Annotated in this window: 14 protein-coding genes; 8 read left to right on the top strand and 6 right to left on the bottom strand. The window is 68.5% G+C overall.

Annotated elements, in window-relative coordinates; translation table 11 throughout:
• Window positions 1–99: 99 nt before the first annotated feature.
• The 3 genes from LGM56_RS18125 to LGM56_RS18115 all read right to left on the bottom strand — a co-directional run bounded on the left by LGM56_RS18125 (window position 100) and on the right by LGM56_RS18115 (window position 4103).
• Window positions 100–1263, bottom strand: a complete 1164-nt coding sequence (locus LGM56_RS18125) for a TIGR03364 family FAD-dependent oxidoreductase (protein ID WP_226206156.1) — start codon at window positions 1261–1263, stop codon at window positions 100–102.
• Window positions 1264–1498: 235 nt separating this feature from the next.
• Window positions 1499–3412 (bottom strand): ATP-dependent zinc metalloprotease FtsH, encoded by a 1914-nt coding sequence (gene ftsH / locus LGM56_RS18120; protein ID WP_226206154.1) that lies wholly within the window; start codon window positions 3410–3412, stop codon window positions 1499–1501.
• A 43-nt stretch (window positions 3413–3455) separates the two neighbouring features.
• Window positions 3456–4103, bottom strand: a complete 648-nt coding sequence (locus tag LGM56_RS18115) for a BON domain-containing protein (RefSeq protein WP_226206152.1) — start codon at window positions 4101–4103, stop codon at window positions 3456–3458.
• A 279-nt stretch (window positions 4104–4382) separates the two neighbouring features.
• Here LGM56_RS18115 and LGM56_RS18110 point away from each other — a divergent pair, with 279 nt between their 5' ends.
• Together LGM56_RS18110 and LGM56_RS18105 are read left to right on the top strand one after the other, a co-directional pair.
• Window positions 4383–4571 carry a DUF2964 family protein gene (locus LGM56_RS18110; protein WP_089444038.1) on the top strand — a complete coding sequence of 63 codons (189 nt, stop codon included), beginning with the start codon at window positions 4383–4385 and terminating at the stop codon, window positions 4569–4571.
• A gap of 348 nt (window positions 4572–4919) precedes the next feature.
• The gene (locus tag LGM56_RS18105; RefSeq protein ID WP_089498434.1) at window positions 4920–6323 is read left to right on the top strand and encodes an MBL fold metallo-hydrolase RNA specificity domain-containing protein; all 1404 of its coding nucleotides are present in this window, start codon (window positions 4920–4922) and stop codon (window positions 6321–6323) included.
• A 70-nt stretch (window positions 6324–6393) separates the two neighbouring features.
• On the opposite strand, the gene LGM56_RS18100 is transcribed toward LGM56_RS18105, so the two are convergent.
• The gene (locus tag LGM56_RS18100) at window positions 6394–7434 is read right to left on the bottom strand and encodes a zinc-dependent alcohol dehydrogenase family protein (RefSeq protein WP_089498433.1); all 1041 of its coding nucleotides are present in this window, start codon (window positions 7432–7434) and stop codon (window positions 6394–6396) included.
• 497 nt (window positions 7435–7931) lie between these two features.
• On the opposite strand from LGM56_RS18100, the gene LGM56_RS18095 reads away from it, so the two are divergent.
• The 3 genes from LGM56_RS18095 to LGM56_RS18085 all read left to right on the top strand — a co-directional run bounded on the left by LGM56_RS18095 (window position 7932) and on the right by LGM56_RS18085 (window position 10318).
• Window positions 7932–8771 carry a universal stress protein gene (locus tag LGM56_RS18095; RefSeq protein WP_226206150.1) on the top strand — a complete coding sequence of 280 codons (840 nt, stop codon included), beginning with the start codon at window positions 7932–7934 and terminating at the stop codon, window positions 8769–8771.
• 213 nt (window positions 8772–8984) lie between these two features.
• On the top strand, window positions 8985–9488 hold the full coding sequence (locus tag LGM56_RS18090) for a universal stress protein (protein ID WP_226206148.1): 504 nt from the start codon (window positions 8985–8987) through the stop codon (window positions 9486–9488).
• Window positions 9485–10318 (top strand): universal stress protein, encoded by an 834-nt coding sequence (locus LGM56_RS18085; protein ID WP_226206146.1) that lies wholly within the window; start codon window positions 9485–9487, stop codon window positions 10316–10318. The genes LGM56_RS18090 and LGM56_RS18085 overlap by 4 nt, the downstream gene beginning before the upstream one ends.
• Before the next feature lie 48 nt (window positions 10319–10366).
• Here the strand turns inward: LGM56_RS18085 and LGM56_RS18080 are convergent, their stop codons facing one another.
• Window positions 10367–10837, bottom strand: a complete 471-nt coding sequence (locus tag LGM56_RS18080) for a universal stress protein (RefSeq protein WP_226206144.1) — start codon at window positions 10835–10837, stop codon at window positions 10367–10369.
• Between the two features lie 322 nt (window positions 10838–11159).
• On the opposite strand from LGM56_RS18080, the gene LGM56_RS18075 reads away from it, so the two are divergent.
• Window positions 11160–11807 (top strand): response regulator transcription factor, encoded by a 648-nt coding sequence (locus LGM56_RS18075; RefSeq protein ID WP_089499043.1) that lies wholly within the window; start codon window positions 11160–11162, stop codon window positions 11805–11807.
• 337 nt (window positions 11808–12144) lie between these two features.
• Window positions 12145–12918, top strand: coding sequence for a fumarate/nitrate reduction transcriptional regulator Fnr (gene fnr, locus LGM56_RS18070; RefSeq protein WP_089498428.1), 774 nt, complete (start codon window positions 12145–12147; stop codon window positions 12916–12918).
• A 32-nt stretch (window positions 12919–12950) separates the two neighbouring features.
• On the opposite strand, the gene LGM56_RS18065 is transcribed toward fnr, so the two are convergent.
• Window positions 12951–13940 (bottom strand): zinc-dependent alcohol dehydrogenase family protein, encoded by a 990-nt coding sequence (locus tag LGM56_RS18065; protein ID WP_226206142.1) that lies wholly within the window; start codon window positions 13938–13940, stop codon window positions 12951–12953.
• A 174-nt stretch (window positions 13941–14114) separates the two neighbouring features.
• On the opposite strand from LGM56_RS18065, the gene LGM56_RS18060 reads away from it, so the two are divergent.
• Window positions 14115–15116, top strand: coding sequence for an Acg family FMN-binding oxidoreductase (locus LGM56_RS18060; RefSeq protein ID WP_226206140.1), 1002 nt, complete (start codon window positions 14115–14117; stop codon window positions 15114–15116).
• Window positions 15117–15126 lie beyond the last annotated feature (10 nt).

The following is a 15126-nucleotide window of genomic DNA, read 5'->3' as shown; positions in this document are numbered from 1 at the left end:
CTAAAACAGCCGACGAATCGTACCGTCATGCAGGCAGGCGCATCGCGCGCAACAGCATCCCGCGAACCCGGCGACTGCGCGACGCGCAGGCCCCCGCCCTCACCACGCGGCAAACACGTCCTGCGCGATCCCGAAGCCCGTGCTCATCCCGGCGCCGCTCGTCACGACGACGACACGCGTGCCGTCATCCGGCGCCTCGATCACGCAATCGACACCGGCTGCCGACGGGTAGCTGCCGGTCCAGCGTTCGACGATGTCCAGTTCCGGCGCATCGAGCGTCTCGTGCAGCAGGCGCAGGATCTGCGCGTCGATCTCCTGCGTCGCGAACGGCAGCGGTGCGGCGCCGTATTCGTGCGAATCGCCCACCACGAGACTGCCGTCGGCGCTCTGCACCACGATCAGGTGGATGCCGTAACCGAGGCACACGGGTTCCTCCGCCTTCAGGCGCGTGCGCAATGCGTCGGCAGCGGGCAGCGCCGCGAAACCCGCGTAACGCAGCAGGCTCAGGTCGCTCATCACCGCGGCGCGCAGTGTCAGCGGGCGGCGCGGCCGCACGCGCAGCATTTGCAACTGGCACAGCCGCACCGCGTGCCGCGCGAACCAGTCGCCGACCAAGTGACGGCTGTCCGCATTGCCGCAGACGATCACGCGCTCCGCGTGCAACACGCCGCGCGACGTACGCACGGTCGGCGTGCGCACCTCATGCACCATCTCGCCGTAACGAAACGCCACGCCGAAGCGTTCCGCCAGCCAGGACGCGAGCAACGGGATAGCGGTACGCGGCTCGATGCGCAGTTCATGCGGGCTGTGCAGCACGCCCTGTGCGCCATCCAGCCGCAGCTCCGGCGCGACGGCCTTTGCCTCGCCGGGCATCATGACGCGGCAGCCGTCCGCCATGCCGGTCTGCATGAACGCGTCGATCAGATGCATCGCCTCGGGGCGACGCGCAATCAGGTGGAGGCCGTTGTGAAGCACGTCGATGCCGGCTTGCGGCGCGACGTCCGCCCAGACCTCGCGGCTCGCCCGCGCACGTCGCCAGCTGTGTTCGGCGTGCTGCCCGGTGACGGTGACGAAGCCGAAATTGCGGATCGACGCGCCCACGCATGCGGCATCGCGTTCGATCACGCAGACGCGCAGCCTCTTGAGCGCCGCCGTATAAGCATGGGCGAGGCCGACGATGCCGGCGCCGACGATGATCACGTCATAAGCGTCTGCCGCTGCGATGGCGTTCACGATTGCACGTTCCTTGTGTCGAGATGACATGCGCCGCCCTGTCAGGGCGAGCGTATCGGTTGCTGCTTGCCGCGTCCCCTGGACGTATTTCCGCGTGCGACGCGAACCGACCGGCTCGCATCGTTCGTTACCGGGACTGGCGCACGATTCCGCACTATCGCGACGCGGGATGACATTCGGATGAAAAGCCACAAAAAGGCATGAATTGGCCAATTTTGCCACTTGACGACACGACGATCGCCGGTGGCCGGTAGCCGGTGGCGGATCAGGCCGACGTGTCTGCCGCCGCTACCGGCTCCGCATCGGCTCGCGCCGGCTCGGGCGCCGCGCCGCGATCATCCGGCGGCGTCATGAGCGCCACCAGCGTGTCGTGATCGATCGACTCGTGCTGCAGCAGGCACCGCGCGATCCGTTCGAGCGCGTCGCGATGCTCGCCGAGCGTCGCCGCGACCCGCACGTGCGCGTCTTCGAGCAGCGCGCGCACCTCCTCGTCGATCAACTGCGCGGTGTGTTCGCTGCACCGGCCGTCGCCCGGCGTCCACACGCCAGGCGAACCGCCCTGCGGTGTCGCATCGTCGAGCGTCGCGAGCCCGAGCTTCGCGCTCATCCCGTACTGCATGACCATGTGGCGCGCCAGCGCGGTCGCTCGTTCCAGATCGTTCTGCGCGCCGGTCGACACGTCGCCAAACGCGATCTCCTCGGCCACCCGGCCGCCGAGCAGCACGTCTAGCCGGTCGAGCAGCTCGCTCTTGCGTAGCACGTAACGATCCTCGGTCGGCACCTGCTGCGTATAACCGAGCGCCGCGATGCCGCGCGGGATGATCGACACCTTCTTCACCGGATCGCAATGCACGCGGCTTTGCGCGACGAGCGCGTGCCCGGCTTCGTGGTACGCGATGGTCCGCTTTTCCTCGTCGTTCATCACGCGGCTCTTGCGCTCCATGCCCGTCATCGCGCGGTCGATCGCTTCGTCGAAGTCGGCCATGCCGATCGCTTGCTTGCCGAGTTCGGCCGCATGTAGCGCGGCCTCGTTGACGACGTTCGCGAGATCCGCGCCGACGAAGCCCGGCGTGCGCTGCGCCAGCTCGGCGAGGTCGACTTCCGGGGCCAGCTTCACGCGCTTCGTGTGCACGGCCAGGATCTGCTTTCGGCCATTCAGGTCGGGACGGTCGATCGCGATGTGGCGGTCGAAACGCCCGGGCCGCAGCAGCGCGGGATCGAGGATCTCGGGCCGGTTCGTCGCGGCCATGATGATCACGCCGGAATTGGCCTGGAAGCCGTCCATCTCGACGAGCAGCTGGTTGAGCGTCTGCTCGCGCTCGTCGTTGCCGGACATCAGGCCGACGCCGCGCGCCTTGCCGAGCGCATCGAGTTCGTCGATGAACACGATGCACGGCGCCTTCTGCTGCGCCTGTTCGAACAGGTCACGCACGCGCGCCGCGCCCACGCCGACGAACATCTCGACGAACGCCGAGCCGCTGATCGTGAAGAACGGCACGGCCGCCTCGCCGGCCACCGCGCGCGCGAGCAGCGTCTTGCCGGTGCCCGGCGCGCCGACGATCAGCACGCCTTTCGGGATCTTGCCGCCAAGCCGCTGGTAGCGTTCGGGGTTGCGCAGGAACGCGACGATCTGCTGCAGCTCGGCCTTCGCCTCGTCGATGCCGGCGATGTCGTCGAACGTGATGCCGGTTTCCTGCTGCACGTACACGCGCGCCTGGCTTTTGCCCATGCCGCTCAGGTCACGGACACCGCCCGGCCGGCGCATCATGAAGCTCCAGAACGTCACGAGGACGATCACCGGCAATAGCCATCCGGCAAGCGTCTCGAGCCAGCCCGAATCCGGCGCGCCGCGATAGCGGATGCCGGCGGCCGTGAGGTCGGTGACGAGACGGTCGTCGGAAACCCGGTTCGTCGTGAAGCGCCACGGCGGGCCCGCCTTCTTCACGGCGGCCGCGTCGGATGCCGGCAAGTTCGCACCGGCCTGCGGCATGCGCAGCACGCCCGAAATCGACGACGGGCCGATGTCCAGATCGTCGACGAGCCGCGCGTCGACCAGGCGGTGAAAATCGCTGTACGAGATCGACGTCGTGGCCGGATGGGCCATCAGCAGCTGATATGCCACCAGCACGGCAAACGCGAACGGGATCAGCAGCGCGGAGTAATCGAATGATTTTTTCATGGCGTCGAACCGGCACCGCGGGCGCGGGCCTGCTCATGCATCGTCATGCAACGGTCAGCCGGTCGACGACCTCGCGCACGCCCCTGACCGACGCGGCCGCACCGCACGCGGCGCGCCTTTCGGCGAGCGACGCGACCTTGCCCGTCAACGTGACGATGCCGTCGTCGGCGGCAATCGAGATCCCGGCGGATTCGCGCTGCGCGCGACGCGCCAGCGCTTCGGCGATCCGGGTGCCGACGTCCGGCACCGTGTGGTCCGTTCGCACCCGGATGCGATTCGCGACGCCGACGACGCCGATCATCCGGCTGACCATCTTTTCCGCCGCCCGACTCTGGTATGCATGATCGACTTCGCCGTCGAGCGTCACGCAGCCGTTGTCAACCTCGACGCGAATCCTGTGATCGCGCAGCGCCTCCTGCCAGCCGAGCGCGAACGTGATCGCGATCGCCAGTTCCTGATCCGCGCACGCGTTCGCGGGCGGCGTGACGTTCAGTTCGAGCACGAGCGCGCGCGCATCCTCGACATGCAGCGCCGTTTTCTGCGCCTCGAGCTTCTGGGCCCAGCTGTCGACCGTGCCGCGCAACGTCACGATCCGATCGCGCACGTCGACGTCGATCCGTCGCGCGTCGATCGCCGGATTCCAGAACAGCGCCTGCTCGACATCCTGCTTGAGTGCTGCATCGGACTTCATGTCGGTCTCCCGTCGCCCCGGACCGGTCGCGACATTCGCGATCGGCGATGGGGCTGCACCGGCTTCAGCATCGCGCACGGTGGCGGCAGCGGCTTGACGAGGATCAACCAACGACGTGCCGGCGGCCGTGGCTGCCGGGCGCGCGAATGCCGGATGCGTCCGTTGATGCAGATCAACCGTGCGGCAACGCGCGACGCGATCATGACGCCAGACGCGGCGAAACCCGCGACAACCCGCGCGTTTCGCAACCGTACGGCAGCCACGCGCCAGGAGACCATCATGAACCGCAGGCAATACCGCATCGCGCTCGCGACGCTGAGCGTGTTCATCGCGCTCGCATCGCTGGCCGGCATCATCCACGGGATGCTGTTTGACGAACGGGTATTCAGGTACGCGATCGTCACGCTGATCCTGAGCATCCTCTCGTTCGTCGTCCTGCTGAATCTCGCCCCGGGCGACCGCCCGTGATACCGCCGGCATCGCCCATCATGAACGGCATCCTCCGCCTCGCGTTCAAGCCGAACATGAACGACAGCGCGACGCTCCCCGCGCTGACCGCCGGCTTCGCGTTCCCGTGCTAATGACGATCGTCGCACTCGGCGGTCGGAGCGACGCGGGCTGACACGCGGCGGTGCCGCCGTCCTGCCCAGGCGTTGATTGACGTCAACCCGGAGCCGCAACGGCCGAAGAACGAACCTCGCCCGAGCCGGACCGAGCACGGATACGGATACGGCAATCCCTGATTTCCATCAATCGCCGCGCGCGCATCCGCGCTGTAATCGACTCACTGCTCCGTCCACTCCCGTGAGGCGATCCATGAAACTGACATTTCTCGGCGCGACCGAAACCGTGACCGGGTCGAAGTACCTGGTCGAGCACGGCAACCGGCGCGTGCTGGTCGATTGCGGCCTGTTCCAGGGCACCAAAAACCTGCGGCTGCGCAACTGGAGCCCGTTGCCGGTCGCACCCGACACGCTCGACGCGGTCGTGCTCACGCACGCGCATATCGACCATACCGGCTATCTGCCGGTGCTGGCGCGCGAAGGGTTCCGCGGACCGGTGTACTGCACGGCGGCCACGGCCGAACTCTGCGACATCATGCTGCGCGACAGCGCGCGGCTGCAGGAGGAAGAAGCCGATTTCGCGAACCGCCACGGCTATTCGAAGCATCATCCAGCGCAGCCGCTCTACACGCTGGACGATGCGCAGCGCGCGCTGCACCTGCTGAAGCCCGTCGCGTTCGACGAATGCACGGCGCTCGGCGGCGGGCTCGCGTTCCGCCTGCTGCCGGCCGGGCACATTCTCGGCGCGGCGAGCGTCGTGATGCACTGGGATCACAAGGTGCTGGCCTTCTCGGGCGACCTCGGCCGCTATCACGCCCCGATCATGCAGCCGCCGCTGGCGCCCGCGCATGCGGACTACCTGGTCGTCGAATCGACGTACGGCGACCGGCTGCATCCGCAATCGGACCCCGAGAGCGAACTCGCCGCGCTGTTCGACAAGACCTTCGCGCGCGGCGGCGTGGTCGTGATGCCGTGCTTCACCGTCGGCCGCGCGCAGGAGATCCTGCACACCATCGCGCGCCTGAAGGCGTCGGGCCGGATGGCGCGCGTGCCGGTATTCGTCGACAGCCCGATGGCCACCGACGTAACCGAGATCTATCGTCACCATATCCTCGAACACCGGCTCACGCCTTCCGAAGCGAACGCGCTCGGCCACGCGGCCACGATGATCCGCTCGGTCGAGCAGTCGAAGGCGATTGCCGACCATCAGGGCCCGATGGTCATCATCGCCGGCAGCGGGATGGCCACCGGCGGCCGCGTGCTGCACCACCTGAGCCGCTACGCGCCCGATGCGCGCAACACGATCGCGCTGGTCGGCTACCAGGCGGCCGGCACGCGCGGTGCGGCGCTGGCCGCGCACGAGCCGACATTGAAGATCCACGGCGAGTACGTGCGCGTGCGCGCGCAGGTCGAGTCGATCACGACGCTCTCCGCGCATGCCGACTACGAGGAGATCCTCCGCTGGCTCGGTACGATGCAGCGCGCGCCCGTGCGAACCTTCGTCACGCATGGCGAGCCGGCCGCGGCCGACGCGATGCGGAGGCGCATCGCGGAGCGGCTGCACTGGCCGTGCGAGGTGCCGGTGTATGCGCAGTGCGTCGATCTCGATGCGGTCGAATCGGGCGACACGCGCGAGCCGGCCGCGCTTTCCTCCTGACGGCGTGTCCCACGGGACGGGGCGGGAACCGGGTGTCGCCTGCCGGTTCCCGCCGCGCGCGACCCGGCCATCAACCGACTTCGATGATGACCTTCAGCGCGTGGGTTTGCGCCGCGCGGCCGAACGTGTCGTACGCGCGCTCGACGTCGTCGAGCGAGAACCGGTGCGTGATCAGGCGTTTCGGATCGAGGCGCCCGGCGCGCACGGTCTTCAGCAGCATCGGCGTGCTGACCGTGTCGACGAGCCGGGTCGTGATCGAGATGTTGCGATCCCACAGCTTCTCGAGGTGCAGGTCGGCCTTGACCCCGTGCACGCCGACGTTCGCGACCACGCCGCCCGGCGCCACCAGTGACGTGCACATCTCGAACGTCGCCGGAATCCCGACCGCCTCGATCGCGCAATCCACGCCGACGCCGTCGGTCAGCTTCATCACTTCCGCCACCGGGTCGCCGGTGCGGCCGTCGATGCAATCGGTCGCGCCGAAGCGATGCGCCACGTCCAGCCGGTTGCTGTCGGGGTCGATCATGATGATCCGTGCGGGCGAGTAGAACTGCGCGGTCAGCAGCGCCGCCAGCCCGATCGGGCCCGCGCCGACGATCGCGACCGAGCAGCCCGGCTGCACCTTGCCGTTCAGCACGCCGCATTCGAACCCGGTCGGCAGGATGTCCGACAGCATCACGAGCGCCTCCTCGTCCGCGCCCGGCGGAATCCGGTAGAGGCTCGTCTGCGCATGCGGAATGCGCACATACTCGGCCTGCGTGCCGTCGATCCGGTTGCCGAGGATCCAGCCGCCGGTCGTGCAGTGCGAATACAGGCCGCGCCGGCAATATTCGCAGCGGCCGCACGACGAGATGCAGGAGATCAACACGTGATCGCCCGGCTTCAGCGCATCGACGGCGGCGCCGACCTGCTCGACGATCCCCACGCCTTCGTGGCCGAGAATGCGGCCGGGTTCGCAAGTCGGGACGTCGCCCTTGAGGATGTGCAGGTCGGTGCCGCAGATCGTCGTGCGCGTCACGCGCACGAGCGCGTCGGTGGGCGACTGCAGCTCCGGCATGGGCCGCTCCTCGAGCGCCTTGCGCCCGGTCCCGTGGTAGACGAGTGCTTTCATTAGGATTCCTCCATCAAAAGGGTGACAGGTACGTTCGTGACGGAAGCCGAATGCCACGCGTGCACGCTTGAACTGCACCGGTACGTACGGCCTCGCGCAGATAGCGGTCGATGGCGGCGCCCGCGTTCGTCTCGTCGCGCCTCGCCTGCCGGGTCGATTCGCCGAAGGCAACAGGTGCGTGAGTTGCCGCGAACCCACCCCGCAAGGGGTGCATGCCCCGAGTCGCGGTTTGGCGCACACATCCGCCACGCGAGATCGCGACCCGCACGGCACACGTCGTTCAGCGACATCGACGCGCGGAGCGCATCGCGGTCCCGCCTTCGATCCGATCGAAGGTCCGGCCGCCGCCCTGACGCCCCCTACCCATGATCGACGCCGCGACCGTTTCACTGTGCGGCCGCAGCGCGCAATTGCCGTTGATCTGAGTCAAGCGCGCGGACACCCTGCTTCGTAGACTGGATTGCACTGGCGGATGACCCGTCGATGGAGCGATTCCGATGAGCTACAAAAGCCTGGTCGTACACCTCGATACGAGCGCCCGCGCGCATTCGCGCCTCGAACTCGCGTTGCGTCTCGCCCGGCGTTTCGGTGCACATCTCACCGGCCTGTTCGCGGTCTACACGCCGGAGCCGCATTCGTTCTACGTGATGGCCGGTTCCGCCGACTATTTCCGTGAACACCGCGAGCGGCGCGATGAGCGGCTCGCCGCGCTGGAGCGCCTGTTCCATGCGGAAGCCGCCCGCGCAAAAGTGCCGGCCGCCTGGGTTCGTGCCGACGATCGCGCGAACGTCGCGGTGCCGCGCGCCGCGCGTCTTGCCGACCTCGTGATCGCGGGCCAGAGCGACCCGAACGATCCCGAAACCTATATCGACGACCAGTTTCCGGAGAACCTCGTGCTGTCCGCCGGTCGCCCCGTGCTGTTCTGGCCGTACATCGGGGAATTCCCGTCGATCGGCGAACGGGTGTTCGTCGCCTGGGACGGCAGCCGCGAAGCGGCCCGTGCCGCGCACGATGCGCTCCCCTTCCTCGAGCACGCGAAGCGCACGACGGTCGCCGCGGTGGTCGACGGCGACGCCGAAGCGGCGACCACGCGCGTTCCCGCCGCCGATGCCGCGTTGATGCTCGCGCGACACGCGCATGACGTGAACGTGCTCGACATCGATACCGGTGCCGGCGCGTCGGTCGGCGACACGCTGCTGTCGCGCGCTTACGAAACGGGATCGGACCTGCTCGTGATGGGCGCGTACGGCCATCCGCGCTGGCGCGAGATGGTGATGGGCGGCGCCACCCGCACGGTGCTCGCGTCGATGACGCTCCCGGTGCTGATGTCGCACTGAACCGGCCGATGCGGACGCGCACGCGAATGCGAACGCGGGCCACGCGCAGGTCGTGTCGTCCGCGTCGAGCGCGGTCACGGTAGCCGTCGAGACGACCCACGCAGCGTGGATCGCCGCGCGCACCGCGCCAACCGCGACGCTTGATCCAGATCAGCGCGAGCGGCGCGCACGCGCCGATGATGATTTCATCCACCTCCGTTCAAGGGACATGCCATGTACTCGAACATTCTGGTTGCGCTCGACGGCAGCGACACGTCGTCCCGTGCCCTCGACGCCGCGCTGGCCATCGCGTCGGAGACGGGTGCGCGGCTGACTCCCGTCTACGTCGTCGATTTCCTGGTGCCGGCCTACGACATGTACGGCTACGATCCGTCGATCCTGGTCGACGCCTTTCGTGAAGAAGGGCTGCGCGTCACCGAAGACGCGGCGCGACGCCTGAAGGCGCGCGACGTTGCCGGCACGCCGCAGATCTCCAACGTCGCGCCGGCGGGCGAGGACATCCCGCACCGGATCGTCAGTCTTGCCAACGAAATCGAGGCCGACCTGATCATCATGGGCACGCATGGCCGGCGCGGCGTTCAGCGCCTCTTCCTCGGCAGCGTGGCCGAACGCGTGCTGCGGATGGCCACGTGCCCGGTGCTGATGATTCCGGCGGGCTGCCCGTCCGGCAAACCCGCCGAGACCGTCGCGGCCTCAACCGAAAAGGAGTCGTCATGAGCTACAAGACCCTGCTCGTCCACCTCGACGACAGCGCGCGCTGCGCGACCCGCGTCGACCTCGCACTCGAATTCGCGGCGCGCTGGAATGCACATCTGATCGGCCTCTACGCGGTCTGCCAGGATCTCTTCGAACCGCTGCGGCGGCCCGACGAGCCGCTGAAGCTGGCCGTCTACGAGCGCCTGTGCGATCAGCGGCGCAAGGAGGCCGAGGAGAAGTTCCTGATGGCCGCCGAGCGCGCGGGACGCAGCGTCGAGTGGCAGGCGCCGGCCGGCGACGCAACTGCCGCCGCGATTCTGCACGCACGCCACGCCGACCTGCTGATCCTCGGCCAGGAAGACCCGGACGATCGCATGACCTACGTGGCGCGCCATTTCGTCGAGGATGTCGTGATGGGCAGCGGCCGTCCGGCGATCGTCGTGCCCTACGCGGGCGACGTGCGAACGATCGGCGAGAACGTGCTGATCGGCTGGGACGGCGGGCGCGAAGCGGCCCGCGTGATGGCCGATGCGCTGCCGCTGCTGGCCCGCGCGCGCTTCGTCAACGTCGAGACGGTCGTGCACGGCCAACCCGATCCGGACAAGACGCCGCCGGGCGTCGACGTCGCCGCGTATCTCGAACGGCATGGCGTGCGCGCGTCGTTCTCGACGACGCCGCGCGACCGGTCGGTCGGCGTCGGCGCGACGCTGCTGAACCGGGTGACCGACCTGCATGCCGATCTGCTGGTGATGGGCCTGTACAGCCATGCGCGCATGCACGAACGCGTGCTGGGCGGTGCGACGCGCACCGTCCTCGAGACGATGACGGTGCCGGTACTGCTGTCGCACTGACGCCGCACGCAAGACGACGGGGCAGCCGCCTGCGGCTGCCCACTTCCGTCACAACACGGCCGCACACGCGCCCCGCCCCTCACGCACGACCAGCACCGGCCGGTCGGCAGTGCGCACCAGCGATTCGGCGACGCTGCCGAGCACCGCGCGGCGCACGCCGCGGCGACCATGCGTGCCCATCACGATCAGGTCCGCGTCGCATTCCGCGGCAGCGCGCGCCAGCACGGACGACACCGCGTCGCCGCACGCGTCGATCGTTTGCGCGATGCCGCGCACGCCGCACAGGCGAAACGCGGCCTCTGCATCCGCCACCGCGATCGCGGCCCTGTCCGCATCCAGCCGCGCCGGATCGCGCTGGTCGAGGTAGCCGCGGTCGACGTCCGTCCGTCGTGGCGCGTCCGATACCACGCACACGGCGACGATCAGGCCGCCTGAATGGCGGGCGAGCGCGATCGCCTCGTCGAGCGCCAGCCGCGAACCGCGGCTGCCGTCCAGTGCTGCGAAGATCCGTGCGTACATGACGCCTCCCTGTCGTTGCCCGGCATCGACCGGCTTGCCGAACCAGTCTGGGCCCGGCCGACGCGATCCGGTTGATGCCGGTCAAGTCCACGCGACGGCGGCAGTCCGCATCGATCCCGATTGGCGAATGCCGGCGACCGGCGCACAATTTCGGGGCATCGACGCACCGAACCCCGTGCCGATCCCGCCCCGACGACGATGGACATCGTCCGGTCATCGGCGTCGGCCACCATCGAACGATCGAGCGCGCCGGTCCGCGACGATGATCGACGCATGCCGCCGCGTGGCCCGCGCCACGTGATCCGGCAAGGAAGGGATTGTCATGATCCGGGTACTCATTGCCGACGACCACGCCCTCGTCCGGGACGGTCTGCGGCACATCCTGCAGAATGCCAGCGGCTTCGAGGTCGCGGGTGAAGCGTGCGACAGCACGTCCACGATCGCGCGCGTGCGGGATACCCCCGCGAACGTCCTGGTGCTCGACCTGTCGATGCCCGGCCGCAACGGCGTCGAACTCATCAGGCAGATCAAGGACGAGAAGCCGGCATTGCAGATCCTCGTGGTGACGATGCACGCCGAGCAGCAATATGCGGTGCGCGCGTTCCGCGCCGGCGCATCCGGCTACATGACCAAGGAGAGCGCGAGCGCCGAACTGATCGCGGCGCTGACCAAGATCGCGGCGGGCGGCGTCTACGTCAGCCTGACCATGGCCGAGCAGTTCGCGCAGAGCCTGAACGAGCCGACCGATCTGCTGCCGCACCAGCGTCTGTCCGACCGTGAATTCGACGTGTTCCGGCGCGTCACCATCGGCGAGTCGATCTCCGAAATCGCGGAAGCGCTCTGTGTCAGCGTCAAGACGGTCAGCACCTACAAGACGCGGATTCTCGAGAAGATGCAAATGCCGAACGACACGGCGCTCGTGCGCTATGCGATGCGCCACAAGCTGTTCGACGACCCGGACGAGCTCTGACGGCGGCGCGGGCGCACGACCGGTGCGCCCGCGCGTCGCGCCCGGACAGAATGCCGCACCCGTGTAGGAAACCGCCTACATCACTTCCATGTGACCTACTGCATCTTCAATGGCTGCTGATTTTCTTGACGCCGCGCAACCTCCATACTCCAGATCAAGAAAAACAAGTACGCGCGTCGCGGAGCAAAGGCGGCACTCGCCGTCGGGACAGGTCTGCCGGCTCGTCCGGCGCGGTTCTTCACCATGAGTGCGACAACCGTCAGGGCCGCGGGCGCTACCACCCGCGCGATCCCGCCCACGGCGGCTCGTCGCCGTCCTGAACGTACTGGAGCCGATCATGCAGCGCCCTGCCGAAGTTTCGCCGACCACGCCGTTACGCCCGTACATCCCGCTGCATTCCGTCGACCGGGCGGACCAACCGAAGCGCGCCGCGTCCCGTTGCTCGACGTGCGCGTTGCGGACCGTCTGCATGCCGACCGACCTTTCTCCTGACGAATTCGCGCGCGTCGACGCGATGATCTGCACGACGCGGCACGTCAGGCGCGGCGAAACGCTGTTTCGCGCGGGGGATGCGTTCAACAGCATCTATGCGGTGAGGACCGGATCGTTCAAGACCATCGTGATGCATCGCGACGGCGACGAGCAGATCACCGGCTTCCAGATCGTCGGCGAATCGCTCGGGCTCGACGGCGTGCACACCGGGCACCACAACGGCGACGCGATCGCGCTCGAGGACAGCACCGTCTGCATCATTCCGTTCGGCCAGCTCGAGCAGATGTGCCGCGAAGTCCGGCCGATGCAGCATCACGTGTACCAGATGATGAGCGGCGAAATCGTCCGCGAATCCGCGCTGATGCTGCTGCTCGGCACGATGACCGCCGAACAGCGCGTGGCCGCGTTCCTGCTGAACCTGTCCACGCGCTTCAAGGCGCGCGGCTACTCGGCCGCCGAATTCGTGCTGCGGATGACGCGCGACGAGATCGGCGAATATCTCGGGATGAAGCTCGAAACGGTCAGCCGCATGATGTCGAAGTTCCAGCACAAGGGGCTCGTCGCCGCGCAAGGCAAGCAGATCCGCATCGTCGATCCGGAAGGCCTCGGGCGAATCTGACCTCGCCGCGCACTGCGCGCGCGGCCCGCGCATCAGCCGCGCATCGCGAGTACCGCCGCCCCGGACAAACGGCCCGTGCGCAGATCGTCGAGCGCGCGGTTCGCATCGGTCAGCGCGTAGCGCACGGCCTCGACCCGCAGCGGCGTCGCCTCGGCGACCCGCATGAATTCGACCGCGTCCGCACGTGTCAGGTTGGCGACCGACACGATGCGGCGCTCGCCCCACAGCCACGCGTACGGAAAGCCCGGGATATCGCTCATGTGAATGCCGCCGCACACGACGGTCCCGCCTTTGTCGACGGCGCGGAGCGCGGCCGGCACCAGTGCGCCCACCGGCGCGAAGATCAGCGCGGCGTCGAGCGCCTCGGGCGGCACTTCGTCGCTGTCGCCGGCCCACGCGGCGCCGAGCGAACGCGCCAGCTGCTGCGCCACGGTATCGCCGGGCTTCGTCAGCGCAAACACCTTGCGCCCCTCGGCATGCGCGACCTGCGCGACGAGATGCGCCGCCGCGCCGAAGCCGTAGATGCCGATGCGCCGCGCATCGCCCGCCATGCGCAAGGTTCGATAACCGATCAGGCCGGCGCACAGCAGCGGCGCGGCTTCGAGATCGGTGTAGCGCTGCGGCAGATGCACGCAATAGCGGTGGTCGGCGACGGTGCGCTCTGCGTAGCCGCCGTCGATCGTATAGCCGGTGAATCCCGGACTGTCGCACAGATTTTCGCGGCCGGTCGCGCAGTATGCGCAATGGCCGCACGTCGAGCCGAGCCATGGCACACCGACGCGCTCGCCCACCGCGAAGCCCGTCACGCCCGCGCCGAGCGCGCGCACCGTGCCGACGATTTCGTGCCCCGGGATCAGCGGCAGTTTCGGATGCGCGAGCTCGCCGTCGACGACGTGGAGGTCCGTCCGGCATACGCCGCATGCGTGTACGTCGATCAGCAACTGGCCTGCCGCCGGCAACGGGTCCGGCACGCGCGCCTCGCGCAAATGCGGTGTCGTGCCGTCAAACATCATCGCAAGCATGCTCGCCTCCTCGCGCGCGCCGGCGCGTACGCTTCACCTCTCCACGCTAGTCGCTGCGCGTCGCGTACGCACGGCCCGGTGACGGACGCTTGATGTGGGTCAACGGCGGACGGGCGGTTGCTGACACGATGAAGTGGCATCACGCCCGACGTGTGGCGACCAGGAGATGATCGAATGGTATCCGTTCCCCCACTAGCCGCAAGCGCCCACCCTGAAGCGCATCTGAGGTCGCTGCTGGCCTACGCGGTGCAGGCCCCGTCCAGCCACAACTCGCAGCCGTGGCGGTTCATCGTCGACGGTCCCACGATCGCGGTCTGCGCGGATCGTGTCCGTGCGTTGCCCGTCATCGATCCGTTCGATCGCGAACTGATCATCAGCTGCGGTGCGGCCCTGCTCAACCTGCGCGTCGCGCTCGATCACGCCGGGCTCGCCCACACGATCAGCCCGTTTCCGTCCGATATCGATCCCGATCTGCTCGCGCTGGTCCGGGTGTGCGACGACGGCTATTCCGACGCGTCGCTCGGCGCGCTGTTCGATGCGATTCCGGAGCGCGTCACGACGCGCGCGCCGTTCGACTCGACCGCCGTGCCGGACGACCTTCAGCAGGCGCTGATCGCGGCCGGCGTCGCGGAAGGCGCCGAGATCACCTGCGTCGACTCGATCGCGCACCGCGCACGGGTGGCCGAGCTGGTTGCAGAGGCCGATCAGCAGCAGTTCGCCGACCCGCGCTTCAGGCGCGAACTGGCGAGCTGGATCGATCCACGCCGGCACGCCGACGGCATGCCGGCGTTCGCGGCCGGCGTGCCGACGCTGCTGGATTTCGCGGCGCCCGTCGTGACGATGGCGGTGCGGACCTTCGATCTCGGCAACGGGCTGGCCGCGCTGCATCACCAGCTCGTCGGCGCGTCGCCGCTGGTCGTCTGCATTTCGACCGTTCGCGACGATCGCGACGCGTGGCTCGCCGCCGGACAGGCGCTGGAGCGCGTCCTGCTCGTCGCGACGCGTGCAGGCTATACCGCGTCGTACCTGAACCAGCCGATCGAGACGGCCGGGCTGCGCGCCCATCTGCGTCACATGCTCGGGCTGCACGGCGAGCCGCAGTTGCTGCTGCGGGTTGGGCGCGGCCCGCATACGCCGCACTCGCCGCGCCGCCCGCTCGATGATGTCGTTTCGTGAGCGCGCCCGG

The sequence above is a fragment of the Burkholderia sp. AU38729 genome (genome assembly GCF_020419725.1).
In the GTDB taxonomy this organism is placed as follows: Bacteria; Pseudomonadota; Gammaproteobacteria; order Burkholderiales; family Burkholderiaceae; genus Burkholderia.
Note: the sequence above shows the minus strand (reverse complement) of the source record. Positions and strands in the feature narration are given on the sequence as shown.